12 protein-coding genes are annotated in these 13,198 nt (G+C 63.3%); 7 read left to right on the forward strand and 5 right to left on the reverse strand.

Annotated elements, in window-relative coordinates; translation table 11 throughout:
• The first annotated feature begins 10 nt into the window (after positions 1-10).
• The 6 genes from ccoO to NOM55_RS11160 all read left to right on the forward strand — a co-directional run bounded on the left by ccoO (position 11) and on the right by NOM55_RS11160 (position 4,238).
• Positions 11-625, forward strand: a complete 615-nt coding sequence (ccoO, locus tag NOM55_RS11135; RefSeq protein WP_047966161.1) for a cytochrome-c oxidase, cbb3-type subunit II — start codon at positions 11-13, stop codon at positions 623-625.
• Positions 626-628: 3 nt separating this feature from the next.
• Positions 629-814 carry a cbb3-type cytochrome c oxidase subunit 3 gene (locus NOM55_RS11140; protein WP_047966162.1) on the forward strand — a complete coding sequence of 62 codons (186 nt, stop codon included), beginning with the start codon at positions 629-631 and terminating at the stop codon, positions 812-814.
• On the forward strand, positions 811-1,725 hold the full coding sequence (ccoP, locus tag NOM55_RS11145) for a cytochrome-c oxidase, cbb3-type subunit III (protein WP_255908626.1): 915 nt from the start codon (positions 811-813) through the stop codon (positions 1,723-1,725). The genes NOM55_RS11140 and ccoP overlap by 4 nt, the downstream gene beginning before the upstream one ends.
• 151 nt (positions 1,726-1,876) lie before the next feature.
• The gene (gene ccoG, locus NOM55_RS11150; RefSeq protein WP_120812045.1) at positions 1,877-3,301 is read left to right on the forward strand and encodes a cytochrome c oxidase accessory protein CcoG; all 1,425 of its coding nucleotides are present in this window, start codon (positions 1,877-1,879) and stop codon (positions 3,299-3,301) included.
• 2 nt (positions 3,302-3,303) lie between these two features.
• Positions 3,304-3,825: a FixH family protein gene (locus tag NOM55_RS11155; protein ID WP_255908627.1), complete on the forward strand. Its 522-nt coding sequence runs from the start codon at positions 3,304-3,306 to the stop codon at positions 3,823-3,825.
• Positions 3,822-4,238, forward strand: a complete 417-nt coding sequence (locus NOM55_RS11160) for a YbaY family lipoprotein (protein WP_255908628.1) — start codon at positions 3,822-3,824, stop codon at positions 4,236-4,238. The genes NOM55_RS11155 and NOM55_RS11160 overlap by 4 nt, the downstream gene beginning before the upstream one ends.
• Before the next feature lie 75 nt (positions 4,239-4,313).
• Here NOM55_RS11160 and NOM55_RS11165 read toward each other — a convergent pair whose 3' ends face one another.
• From NOM55_RS11165 to NOM55_RS11185, 5 genes are all read right to left on the reverse strand, one after another.
• Complete coding sequence (locus NOM55_RS11165) at positions 4,314-5,417, reverse strand: alpha-hydroxy acid oxidase (RefSeq protein ID WP_255908629.1); 1,104 nt, start codon at positions 5,415-5,417, stop codon at positions 4,314-4,316.
• A gap of 112 nt (positions 5,418-5,529) precedes the next feature.
• On the reverse strand, positions 5,530-5,919 hold the full coding sequence (locus NOM55_RS11170; protein WP_047966167.1) for a hypothetical protein: 390 nt from the start codon (positions 5,917-5,919) through the stop codon (positions 5,530-5,532).
• A gap of 118 nt (positions 5,920-6,037) precedes the next feature.
• Positions 6,038-6,799: a hypothetical protein gene (locus tag NOM55_RS11175; RefSeq protein WP_255908630.1), complete on the reverse strand. Its 762-nt coding sequence runs from the start codon at positions 6,797-6,799 to the stop codon at positions 6,038-6,040.
• 84 nt (positions 6,800-6,883) lie between these two features.
• The gene (locus tag NOM55_RS11180; protein ID WP_255908631.1) at positions 6,884-8,272 is read right to left on the reverse strand and encodes a tryptophanase; all 1,389 of its coding nucleotides are present in this window, start codon (positions 8,270-8,272) and stop codon (positions 6,884-6,886) included.
• A gap of 434 nt (positions 8,273-8,706) precedes the next feature.
• Complete coding sequence (locus NOM55_RS11185; protein ID WP_047966170.1) at positions 8,707-11,526, reverse strand: EAL domain-containing protein; 2,820 nt, start codon at positions 11,524-11,526, stop codon at positions 8,707-8,709.
• A gap of 348 nt (positions 11,527-11,874) precedes the next feature.
• Here NOM55_RS11185 and NOM55_RS11190 point away from each other — a divergent pair, with 348 nt between their 5' ends.
• Positions 11,875-13,194 carry a TRZ/ATZ family hydrolase gene (locus NOM55_RS11190; protein ID WP_255908632.1) on the forward strand — a complete coding sequence of 440 codons (1,320 nt, stop codon included), beginning with the start codon at positions 11,875-11,877 and terminating at the stop codon, positions 13,192-13,194.
• Positions 13,195-13,198 lie beyond the last annotated feature (4 nt).

A 13,198-nucleotide genomic window follows, 5' to 3' on the forward strand; every position in this document is an offset into this window, starting at 1 on the left:
AAGAACCATCATGGAAAAAATCCAGAAACTGATTGAAGAAAACGTCGCCTACCTGATCGTGCTGACCCTGCTGGTGATCAGCATCGCCGCACTGGTCGAGATCGTGCCGCTGATGTTCCAGAAGTCGACCACCCAGCCGATCGCCGGCGTCAAGCCGTACAACGCTCTGCAGCTGACCGGCCGTGACCTGTACATCCGCGAAGGCTGCTACGGCTGCCACTCGCAGATGGTGCGTCCGTTCCGTGCCGAAACCGAACGCTACGGCCACTACTCGGTCGCCGGCGAATCGGTGTACGACCATCCGTTCCAGTGGGGCTCCAAGCGTACCGGTCCGGATCTGGCTCGCGTTGGTGGCCGCTACTCCGACGAATGGCATCGCGTGCATCTGGTCAACCCGCGTGACGTGGTACCGGAATCCAACATGCCGGCATTCCCGTGGCTGGCACGCAACCTGGCCGATGCCGAGGGTGTCGCCGCCAAGATGACCGCGCTGCGCAAGGTGGGTGTACCGTACAGCGACAAGGAAATTGCCGAAGCCCAGGCCATGGTCGAAGGCAAGTCCGAAATGGACGCGATCATCGCCTACATGCAAGGCCTTGGTCTTGCGCTGAAGAACGCGCGCTAAGTCATGGACTTGACCAATCTGGCCCGCATCCTGTTCACGGTATTCTGTTTTGTGACGTTTATCGTGATCCTGATCGGTGCCTTCGGTAAAAAATCGCAGAGGCGTTATGACGATGCGGCCAACCTTGTCTTCAATGGCGACGAGGAAGAGCAGCACGGGATTGACGCCGCTAACGGAGCGAAGAAATGAGTGATTTCGTGAGTGATTTCTGGAGTATCTACATCACGGTGATCGTGATTGTAGGTATCGTCGGTTTGACGTACTTGCTGTTCAGCCAGTCGAAGACCACGGTACAAAAAGGGGAAGAAGTAAAAACCATGGGGCACGTCTGGGATGACGACCTCGAGGAATACAACAACCCGCTGCCGCGCTGGTGGATGCTGATGTTCTACATCACCCTGATCTTCGGCGCCGTCTACCTGGTGCTGTACCCGGGTCTGGGTACCTGGAAAGGCATCCGTGGCTGGACTTCCGTTGGCCAGTACAAGGAAGAAAAAGCCCAGGCGGAAGCCAAGTACCAGCCGCTGTACGACAAGTTCATGAAAATGGACGTGAAAACCGTGGCGGCCGATCCGGAAGCGCAGGCGATGGGCAAGCGCCTGTTCCAGACCTACTGCGTCCAGTGCCACGGCTCTGACGCACGCGGCGCCAAGGGCTTCCCGAACCTGACCGACAACGACTGGCTGTACGGCGGCACCCCGGAAATCATCAAGACCACGCTGGATGGTGGCCGTCACGGCCAGATGCCGGCCTTCGGCGCCGCCTTCGGCGAAGAAAAGGTCAAGGATGTGGCCAACTATGCGATGTCGCTGTCCGGCAAGAAGCATGATGCCGAACGCGCCAGCCGCGGCAAGGAAACCTTTACCGCGGTGTGCGCAGCCTGCCACGGCGCCGACGGCAAGGGTAACCAGGCACTGGGTGCTCCGAACCTGACCGACAACGTCTGGCTGTATGGTGGTACCGAGAAGACCATCATCGAAACCGTGACCAACGGTCGCAACAACCAGATGCCGGCCTGGAAAGACTTCCTCGGCGACGGCAAGGTTCACCTGCTGACCTCTTATGTCTGGGGCCTCTCCAACAAGGCCAAAGCAGAGTAATTGATGCTGCTCAATACTGCCCGCGCAAGCGGGCAGTATCTTTTGCGGCATACAATATATCTATTGGTAAAATAAATCGCCATTCAGAACAGTTCGCACAGTACATAATGAATTGTGTATTTCGCGAAATTTTCTAGCCAGGAACCGCAGCATGAGCCAAAAGCTGAAAGACATCCCGGTCAGGGTCGAGCCGGCCAAACCGGAAATGCAGACCGTGTCGCTGTACGAGGCACAGAAAAAGATCCATCCGCGCAGCGTCAGCGGCCTGTTCAACAACTGGCGCATCCTGTTCGTGGTCGCCACCCAGCTGTTCTACTTCGGCCTGCCATGGCTGCAATGGAACGGGCGCCAGGCGGTGCTGTTCGACCTGGTCAACCGCAAGTTCTACCTGTTCGGCCTCACCATCTGGCCGCAGGACTTCGTCTACCTCGCCGCCCTGCTGATGTGCTGCGCCTTTGCGCTGTTCGCCTGGACCACCATCGCCGGCCGACTGTGGTGCGGTTACTCCTGTCCGCAGACCGTCTACACCGAAATCATGATCTGGATCGAGCAGCTGGTGGAGGGCGACCGCAACAAGCGCCTCAAGCTCGACAAGGAGGCGATGGGGCTGCGCAAGCTGCGCCTGCGCGCCACCAGCCAGGGCCTGATGATCGTGTTCTCGCTGCTGACCGGCTTTACCCTGGTCGGCTACTTCACGCCGATGCTGGATCTGGTCGCCGCGCTGCCGAGCTTTAACTACGGCTCGTGGGAAATCTTCTGGATGTTCTTCTACGCCGGTTTCACCTATCTGCTGGCCGGCCACATGCGCGAGCAAGTGTGCAAGTACATGTGCCCGTATGCCCGCTTCCAGAGCGCGATGTTCGACGAAGACACGCTGATCATCTCCTATGACGAAAAGCGCGGCGAACCACGCGGCGCGCGCAAGAAGGGCCAGGACAATACCAATCTCGGCGACTGCATCAACTGCGGCATCTGCGTGCAGGTGTGCCCGGTCGGCATCGACATCCGCAACGGCCTGCAGTACGAGTGCATCGGCTGCGCCGCCTGTATCGACGCCTGCGACGAGGTGATGGTCAAGGTCGGCAGCCCGAAAGGCCTGATCCGCTACACCACCGAGGCGGCACTGGAAGGCAAGTATCCGGAAAGCGAATTCTGGTCGCGACTGAAGCGGCCGCGCGTGGTGCTGTACCTGCTGCTGCTGGTCATCATTTTCGGTGCCGCGGTCACGTCCTTGGTGATGCGCAAACCGTTCAAGGTCGACATCCTGAAGGACCGCGCCTCGCTGGTGCGCGAGACCGACGACGGCTGGCTGGAGAACAACTACAGCGTGCGCATCATCAACGTGTCGGAAACGGAACAACACTTCCGCATCACGGTCGAAGGCCTGCCGGACCTGAAACTGGTTGTCGACCGCAAGGACATCGTGGTCAAGGCCACCGAGAACGAACAGATCGACGTGCGGGTGCAGGCTGATCCACAATACGCGACCAAGGGCAGCCACAAGATCTACTTCCGGGTCGAGTCGCTACCGGATGGCACCGCCATCGAGGAAAAATCGAGCTTTATCGGAGAATGACGATGCAGAAACAAACAGGGGCGGCGCGCCCCTGGTACAAGGAGCGCTGGTTCTGGCTGTTGATGTCGGGGCCGCTGCTGGTGGTGATTGCCGGCTTTGTCACCTTTGGCATCATCGTGCGCGGCGCCGACGACATGGTCAACGACGACTACTACAAGCAGGGCAAAGACATCAACCTTGAGCTGAAGCGCGACCTGGCCGCCCAGTCGCTGGGCATCAACGCCCAGGTGATGTTCAGCGACGACATGCGCAGCGTGCGCGTGGTCGACACCAGCGCCAAGCCGCTGACTGGCACGCCGGAACTGTTGCTGCTGCACCCGACCCGGCAACAGGGTGACCAGCGCATCGCACTGCAACGCGTTGGCGACAAGCTGTACCAGGGCGTACTGAAACCGGACCAGGTCAGCCACTGGTATGTGCGGCTGCAGGACAAACAGGGCAGCTGGCGGGTACAGAGTGAATGGTTACCGGCGGAAGGCGCGATGGTCACCCTCGGCAAGGCCAGCAAGGAGCCAACCCCATGATGTACACCCCGCTTCCGCGCCGTCAGCTGCTGCTGGCACTGTCGGCCGGCCTCTTGGCCGCCTGCGCCACCCCGCTGCGACCAACCCTGGCCTATCTGAACGGCACGGTGTCGTACCGCGAGAAAATACTGTGGCCGCAGGACAAGACCCTGCTGCGCGTGCGCCTGCTGGCACTGGGCGACAGCGCGGATGCCGCGGCGGTGATCGCCGAGCAATCGCTGGAAAAGATCAGCTTTCCGGCCACCTTCGCGCTGTGCTACGACCCGCAGGCCATCGACGCCGGCCAGCGCTACGCCGTAGATGTGCGCCTGTTCGTCGACGGCGAGCTGCGCATGCACAGCGCCCGCCCCTATCCGGTGCTGGATGGCGGCACGGCGGCGCCGGACATCACTCTGCAGATGATCTCCGCCTAAAGAAACCGGCCCGCGATTGCGGGCCGCTTTGCTTTAACGCGACGGATTATTGGGGCCCACCTTGGCCGCAACGCGTCACTCCGGCCACAGCACCTCCGGTGAGATGTCGGCCAGCGTGCGGCAACCGGTCAGCGCCATCGCCACCTCCAATTCCTCCTGCAGCGTGCGCAGCAAGTGCGCCACCCCCAGCGCGCCGGCGGTCGCCAGCGCGTGAATATAGGGACGGCCGATCAGCACCGCCGAGGCCCCCAGCGCCAGCGCCTTCAGGATGTCGCTGCCACGGCGGATGCCGCCGTCCAGCAGCAAGGGCAGCGCACCGTCCACCACCTCGGCGATGCGCGGCAGCGCGTCGAGACTGGCCGGCACCGAATCCAGCACCCGCCCGCCATGGTTGGACACGATCAGGCCGTCCACGCCCTGCTGCATGGCCCGCCGCGTATCGCGTGGCGCCAGCACCCCCTTCAGCAGCAGCGGCAAGCGCGTCTGTTGCCGCAGCCAGTCGATATCCGCCCAGCCTGGCGCCACCGCCATCAGCCCGTCAAACACCATGCTCTGCCCCGCCGCCAGCGCAGGCTGATACGGCGCCATGCCCACCAGATTGGCGGCCTGTACCCGCGGCGGCAGCTGGAAGCCGGCGCGTGCCTCGGCATTGCGCACCCCGGCCAGCGGCGCATCCACCGTCAGCACCAGCGCGCGGTAACCGGCGGCCTCGGCGCGTTGCACCAGTTCCGCCACCACTGCGCGGTCATGCTGCCAGTACAGCTGGAACCACAACGCGCCCTGCGCCGCGGCCGCGACCTCCTCCAGCGGCGTGCTGGCCAGGGTGCTGACCAGCATGCTGCTGCCCATCGCGGTAGCGGCGTAGGCGGCCGCCCGCTCGCCGTCGGCATGCACCAGCTTCTGGTACGCCACCGGCGCCAGCAGCAGCGGATGGCTCAGCGACAGCCCGAACAGCTCGCTACGGCAATGGCCGCCGTGGACATCGGCCAGTACCTGCGTCTGCAACTGCCATCGCGCGAAGGCGGCAAGGTTGGCCGCATGGCTCAGCTCGTCCGCGGCGGCGCTGTCGACATAGGCACGGGCATTGGCGCTCATGTGGCGCGCGGCGTAGCGCTGGTAGTCGGCCGCGGACACCAGATCGGCGGGGATGTGATCGAGAGGGGGCAACTGGGCGGTCATGGCGCGGCGCGGGGAAAGTGAAAACCGCACCATAGCCAAATCGAGAATTACTATCAACTACAAGATGCGCGCAAGCGGCTGCACCACCAGCCAGCACCGCCGATAGCCCCGGCTAGTTGCCGGCATTGCGGAACACGTTGAGGGCAAACAGCAGCACCGCGATGCCGAGCACGATGGACGCCACGCCGGCAACCGGCTCCATGGCACGGTAGCCGCGATGGATAGCCGCCACCGCCAGCATCAGCAGCGGCAGGCCGAGGTTGTACAGCCAGAACTGGATGCGCGCCAACGGCGACGCCCCCATGGCCGGAAACTTGCGGAACAGGATGCCGAACAGCGCCATCGACACCCAGCCCAGCAGGTTGAGGTGGGCGTGCACCGGATACAGCGAGCGGTCACCGGAGGCGCCCATGTAGATGCCAAGCCAGACTCCGACCACGAAATACACGGCGGCCAGCCGCAGCCAGACGGTGCCGTGCGGATTGTTCAGCTTGATTTCCATGCTGGCAGCTCCCGGAAAACCTGCTCTGGCCCACAACTGTCGGCCGGAGCAACACTCTTGCCTAACCATAGAACAGTCCAGAGCAACATCAAACCCGGCCCGCATCGGCAACAGCACGTCATGACGCGCTGGCACAGTCCAGCAGCCGGTCGATCGCCATGCCCGGCGCAATGCAGCCAAAGCGGCCTGGCGCCTCGATCAGCAACAGGCCATGCTTGGCCGGGCGCGGAAACCAGCGTTCGCCGCTGCTGACGCGGATATCGCGCACGCCGAATTGCGCCAGCATGGCCAGCGAATAAGTCCACGACGGATAGCGCGCCAGGGCGGTGCGATACGGCGTCTGATAGGCATAGGAGGTGATGCGCTGGTCCACGCCGATGTCGCGGAAAAAACGCGTTTCGCGCTGCAGGCCGTCGCGCAGATAGCGTTCCAGCCGCGCCTGCGCCGTAGCCGGGCTACCCGGTGCAAGCTGCGCCTGCAGCTGCGCGCGGCGGTCGGCCGTGTCCGTCATGCCGCCATGAAAGGCGACGATGGCGTAATCGCCCAGCTCGCGACTTTTCGCGGCGGTGAACACGTAATTGGCACAGGCGGAATTGCAGTACGACGGCACATGCAGGTGCAGCGGCTGACGATGCAGCCATGTGCCCAGCTCCAGACCGTGCGCGAAATGACCGCCGGCACTGCTGATGACCAGCGTCGCCGGCTTCACCGTCGCCACGTCATAGAGGGCGAACAGGCGGCGATTGGCGGCGGCGGTCAGCTCGCCGTCGTAAATCAGCGCGCGGCCGGAATAGGACAGCGTCACGGTGGTGACGGCCTCGGCCGGAACCGACCAAGACAGGCTGCTGGCAAGCAGGGCAACGACTAGGGACGCTTTCATCGCACTATCGTCGCCCGATAAGCAAAAACGGACAAGCCGCACGTCATGATGAACGCCGGACTTGTCCGTTTGGGGGCGACCGCGTTAGACCGGCTTCAGCCGCGCGGTGAAGTGACGCAGGATCGGCGGCTCGTAATCGAAAGCGAGGCCGCGAATGCCGGCGGCACGCGACTGGATGTCGATCAGGCAGTCGGCGATGTAGTCCATATGGTCATTGGTGTACACCCGGCGCGGGATGGTCAGCCGCAACAGCTCGAACGGCGACGTTTCCTGCTCGCCGGTGGCCGGATTGCGCCCCAGCAGCAGCGAGCCGATCTCCACGCCGCGGATACCGCCTTCCAGATACAGCTCGCAGGCCAGCGCGTGCGCCGGGAACTGCTCGGCCGGGATGTGCGGCAACAGCTTTTTGGCATCGACGAACACCGCGTGACCGCCGGTCGGCGTCTGGATCGGGATGCCGCCGGCCGCCAGCCGTTCGCCCAGATACGCCACCTGGCCGATGCGGTAGGCGAGATAGTCTTCGTCCATGCCCTCCCGCAGACCGATTGCCATCGCCGCCATGTCGCGGCCGGCGAGGCCGCCGTAGGTGATGAAGCCTTCCATCGCCACGCAGCGCACCTGCACCGTGCGGAACAACTCGACGTCGTCCTTGAAGCAGCACAGGCCGCCGATGTTGACCAGCGCGTCCTTCTTCGACGACATGGTGAACATGTCGCCGTGGCTGAACATCTCGCGCACGATGGCCGGTACCGGTACGCCGGCGTAATCCGGATCGCGCTGCTGGATGAACCAGGCGTTCTCGGCAAAGCGCGCGGCGTCGATGATCACCGGGATGCCGTGCTGGCGCGCCAGCGCCGCCGCCTCGCGGATGCTGGCCATGCTCACCGGCTGGCCACCGGCGCTGTTGCAGGTGACGGTGACGATCAGGCCGGCGACGTTGGCCGCACCGACTTCTTCTATCGTTGCGGCCAACCTTGGCAGGTCGAAGTCGCCCTTCCAGTCGTACGGCGTGGTGGTATCCAGCGCCTTGGGCGTCAGCACATTGATGGCGCGGGCACCGGCAATCTCGACGTGGGCCTTGGTGGTGTCGAAGTGGTAGTTGGACAGGAATACCGGGCTGTCGCCCTGGCAGCGCTTGACCAGCTCTGGGAACAGGATCTGCTCGGCGCCGCGGCCCTGGTGGGTCGGCAGCGTGTACTGGTAGCCGAACACCTCTTTTACGGTATCGGCCAGCTGGTAGTAGTTGCGGCTGCCGGCGTAGGCCTCGTCGCCGGTCATGATGCCGGCCCACTGCCGGTCGGACATCGCGCCGGTGCCGCTGTCGGTGAGCAGGTCGATATAGACATCCTCGCCACGCAGCAGGAACGGGTTCCAGCCGGCCTCGGCCAGTGCCTGGCGGCGGAATTCCGGGGTGGTCTGCTTGATCGGCTCTACCATCTTGATGCGGAATGGTTCGGGAATGCGTCGTGCCATGATGATGCTCCTTGCCTTGCGGCCAAGCTTCAGGCGCACGCCGGCATGCTGCCGGAGCGGGATCGCGCGCAGGCAGGCGGCGTGGCAGCGAGGGCCGCAAGCGTCAATTCAATTGTAGGAAAGGAAAAGCAGGGGCAGCCGGATGGCTGCGGCAGGCATCAGGCGCGCGGGAAGTCGTAGGCAAGAACGATGTCGAGGGTGTACCAGTGTTCCGTCAGGCAGCCGGACATGGCGGCAGCCCGGAACGAGCAAGCGTTGCGCTTCATCGGGCAGTTTCTCCAGGGCTTGGCAACAGGTCGTGCCCATGCACGACAGACAACAGGCTACACCCGCCATCCGTCGTCAGCAAGCTGCGCTGCAACATGCGACGATAACAAAAACGCCACGAGGCAGACTCGTGGCGTGGCGGCGAAGCCGGGGCAAGACGCGACCGCTTACTCCAGTCGCGGCAGCAGGCACTTCTGCCTCAGCAGCGGCTCCACCGCCTCCGCCGACACCGGCTTGGACAGCAGGTAGCCCTGCACCTGGTGGCAGCCTTCCTGGGCCAGGAACTGCCACTGTTCTACTGTTTCCACCCCTTCCGCCACCACCTGCATGTTGAGGTTTTTCGACATGTTGATGATGGCGCGGGTAATCGCGGTATCGTCCTGATCGCCCGGAATGTCGCGTACGAAGGAGCGGTCAATCTTCAGCTTGTCGGCCTTGAAGCGCTTGAGGTAGGCCAGACTGGAGTAGCCGGTGCCGAAGTCGTCGATCGACATGCGGATGCCCATCGCCTGGATGGCGCGAATGGTCTGCACCGTCGACTCCAGGTCGTCCATGATCACGCTCTCGGTCACTTCCACATCGAGGCAGCTGCCCGGCAACTGGTATTCGGCCAGCGCGTCCTGCAGCAAGCCGACCAGATCCTGGTGACGGAACTGCAGCGCCGACAGGTTGACCCCCACCGTCATCAGCGGCAGCCCCTTGCCGTGCCATTCCGCGATCTGGCGGCAGGCTTCGCGGATCACCCAGTTGCCGATCTGCACGATATAGCCGCGTTCCTCGGCGACATCGATGAAGTGCAGCGGCCCCAGCAACCCCAGCGTCGGATGGTTCCAGCGGATCAGCGCCTCGGCGCCGATGATGTTGCCACTGCTCATCTCCACCTGCGGCTGGTAGTGCAGCACGAACTCGTGACGGTCGACGGCGTGGCGCAGCTGGCTTTCGATGGCCAGGATCTCGCGCGCACGGGCATTGAGATCGGCGGTGTAGAACTTGTAGTTGTTGCGCCCGCTGGACTTGGCGTGATACATCGCCGCGTCGGCATTGCGCACCAAGGTGTCGAAATCGCGGCCATCGTCCGGGAACAGGCTGATACCGATACTGGCGGTGATCGCCAGCGAGTGGCTGTAGACGTCGATCGGCGCGGCGAACTCGGCGAGGATGCTTTCCGCCACATGCACCGCATCGGCGGCATCGTTGATCAGCGGCAGCAGCACCAGGAATTCGTCACCGCCCTGCCGCGCCACCACTTCGCCGGCGCCCAGCACGCGGCGGATGCGCTCGGAGGCGATCTTCAGCAGGATGTCGCCGGCGGCGTGGCCCAGCGATTCGTTGATGGTCTTGAAGCGGTCGAGATCGAGCAGCAGCACGCCAAGCTTGCCGTTGTCGTGGGAGGCGTTCTGGATCGCCAGCAGCGCGCGATCCTGCAGATGACCGCGGTTGGGCAGGCCGGTGAGCACGTCGAAGTGGGCCAGGAACTGGATGCGTTCGTCGGCGGCCTTGCGCTCCGACTGGTCGCTGAAGATCGCCACGTAGTGCGTCACTTCGCCGGCCAGACTCTTCACCGCATTGATCGCCAGCCACTCCGGGTACACCTCACCGTTCTTGCGGCGGTTCCACACTTCGCCCTGCCACTGTCCCTGCTCGTTGAGCACCGACCACAGGCTGTCGTAGAACTCCTTGTTGTGGCGGCCGGAGCTGAGCACCGTTGGCCGCTGGCCCAGCACTTCGTCTTGGCCGAAGCCGGTAATCTCGGTAAAGGCGCGGTTGACGCTGCGGATGCAGACCTGCGCATCGGTGATCATGATGCCCTCGGCAGTGTTCTCGAACACCTTGGCCGCCAGCTGCATGCGCTCTTCCGCAGCACGGCGCTCGGAGATGTCACGCACCATGCGCCACACTGCGGTGATGCGGCCGTCGGCGTCGCGCATCGCCACCGTCTTGACGCTGACCGGGATGGCGCTGCCGAGGCGGTTGATGTACTCGACCTCGAACTCGTCGCAGAAACCGAAGCGCATCACCTTGTTGTCGAGGTTGTAGCGCTCCACCGCCTCGCTGTTGTCGGAGACCACCTTCCAGAAGTTCTGCAGCTTGAGCTGGTCGAGGCTGTAGCCGATCAGGCTGAGGAAGGCGGGGTTGGCGTCGATCACCTGCCCTTCCAGCGAGCTGATCACAATGCCGTCCAGATTGGACCAGAACAGCTCGCGGTACTTGTTTTCGGAGCGGCGCAGCGCGTCTTCCACTTCGCGGCGGCGTTCGATGTCCGCCTCCAGCGCCAGCGTCTTGGCCTTCAGCTCGTCGATCAGCCGCTTCAATTCGGCGCGCATCCATTCCAGATGCTTGCCGACGGTGCCGATCTCGTCCTGGCGTCCCCACTGGAACGGCTGGTCGAGCTTCAGTGCGGCCAACTGCGTGGCCTGCTCCGACAGCTGGCGGATCGGCTTCAGGAAGCGCGAGTTGAGAATGCTCATGATCAGCACGATGGACAGCAGCAGCTGCGCCGCCACGATCAGCAGCAGGTCTTTCAGCTGGTTTTTCTGGGCAATGCCCAGATGCTCGGTATCGAACTCGATATTTACCTGGCCGATTTCCTCACCGCGATAGACCACCGGTTTCTGCACGAAGGCCACGCCGCCGATACGGCGTTCGCTACGCAGCGCGGACAGGAAGATGGTATTGGACTGGGTGTCGGAAACGCGGACCGAAATGATGCGTTCGTCGTCCATTACCGACGATACCAGCGGTGCACCGGCCTGGCGGCTGAGGTTCCACAGCGGCTCCTGCATCCCCAGCGCCACGATCTCCAGCAGCCGGTTCTGGTCGACGGCCAGCTGCGTCTCCATCTTGTCGCGCTGCAGGTTGAAACTGAGGAAGCTGATCAACAGGGCGGGAAACAGCAGGCCGAGCACAACGGCAATCAGGAATGCCTGGCGCAGCGACAATCTGCCGCCAGGCTGGGAGTAATCAAACGTTTCTGCTTGTCTTGTCATATATCGGGTTGCCGCAGGGCTGCCACATTATTTTATTTTTAAGAAAAGCCTGACTGTTACCAAGCCAGTTCATTTGCCGCTCGCCACGGGTGGGGCGCTTGCAGGCCTGCAGTGACGACTGCAACGTGAATCCGCTTATGCGCCTGCGCTACAATCGTCGTACCGGATCATTGTGTCTCAGCGGCAAAGCGACTGCAAATGTTTGCCATCGCGCAGCGCAGCACGAGCCAGCTGCCGCTTTGCCTTACAATCATGCTTTATCGCGCGCGCCGGCAGCCGCAGGCGGGTTGTCGAAAGCGCACGGCACTGCCTACAATCGCCGGCAATTATTTACAGGGTCACACACCAATGTCGCATCGTCATTACGACCAACTCATCACCGCACGCTGGATTATTACAGTAGAACAAGATGGTGTCATTCTTGACAACCACTCGCTGGCGATCAGCGATGGCCGCATTGTTGCCATTCTGTCGCCGGCAGAAGTCGCCGGCGTCAGCGCCAACGAACACCTGAACCTCGACAATCACGTGCTGATGCCGGGCCTCGTCAACCTGCACGGCCACTCGGCGATGACCCTGTTGCGCGGCATGGCCGACGACAAGGCGCTGATGGACTGGCTGCAGAACCACATCTGGCCGGCAGAGGGCAAGCACGTCAGCGATGCCTTCGTGTTCGACGGTGCGCTGCTGGCGATGGGCGAGATGTTCCGCAGCGGCACCACCACCATCAACGACATGTACTTCTTCCATGCCGCGATGGCGCGCGCCGCGCTGGCCGCCGGCATGCGCACCTTTGTCGGCTGCTCGATCCTGGAATTCCCTACCGTCTACGGCCAGAACGCCGATGACTACATCAGCAAGGCGATGGCCGAGCGCAGCCAGTTCCTCGGCGAGGAGCTGGTGACCTTCACCCTGGCACCGCACGCACCGTACACCGTGGCCGACGACACCTTCCGCAAGGTCGTGACGCTGGCCGAGCAGCAGGACATGCTGATCCACTGCCACATCCACGAGACCATGGATGAGGTCAACGGCAGCGTCGAGCAATACAAGCAACGGCCGCTGGCACGGCTGGCCAATCTCGGCCTGCTGTCGCCGCGCCTGATCGCCGCCCACATGGTGCACCTCACCGACGCCGAAATCGCGCTGGTGGCCAAGCACGGCGTGTCCATCGCGCACAACCCGACCTCCAACATGAAGCTGGCGTCCGGCATCGCCCCGGTACAGAAACTGTTGGCCGCCGGCGTCAACGTCGGCATCGGCACCGACGGCGCGGCATCGAACAACAAGCTGGACATGCTGTCCGAGACCCGCATGGGCGCGCTGCTGGCCAAGGTCGGCACCCTCGACCCGACTGCGGTGCCGGCCGCCACCGCCATCCGCATGGCGACGCTGCACGGCGCGCGCGCGCTGGGCATCGAGCACAAGGTTGGCAGCATTGCCGTCGGCAAGCAGGCCGACCTGATCGCCGTCGATCTGGCACAGATCGAGACCAGCCCCAACTTCGACCCGATCTCGCACATCGTCTATGCCGCCGGCCGCGAACAGGTCAGCCATGTGTGGGTCAATGGTCGCAATGTCCTGCGCGAGCGCAAGCTGACCACGCTGGACGAAGCAGAACTGAAAGCCCGCGCCGACAGCTGGCGCGTCCGCATTCTCGGTAATTAAGGAA

Source organism: Vogesella sp. AC12, from assembly GCF_024437575.1.
Classification (GTDB): Bacteria; Pseudomonadota; Gammaproteobacteria; order Burkholderiales; family Chromobacteriaceae; genus Vogesella; species Vogesella indigofera.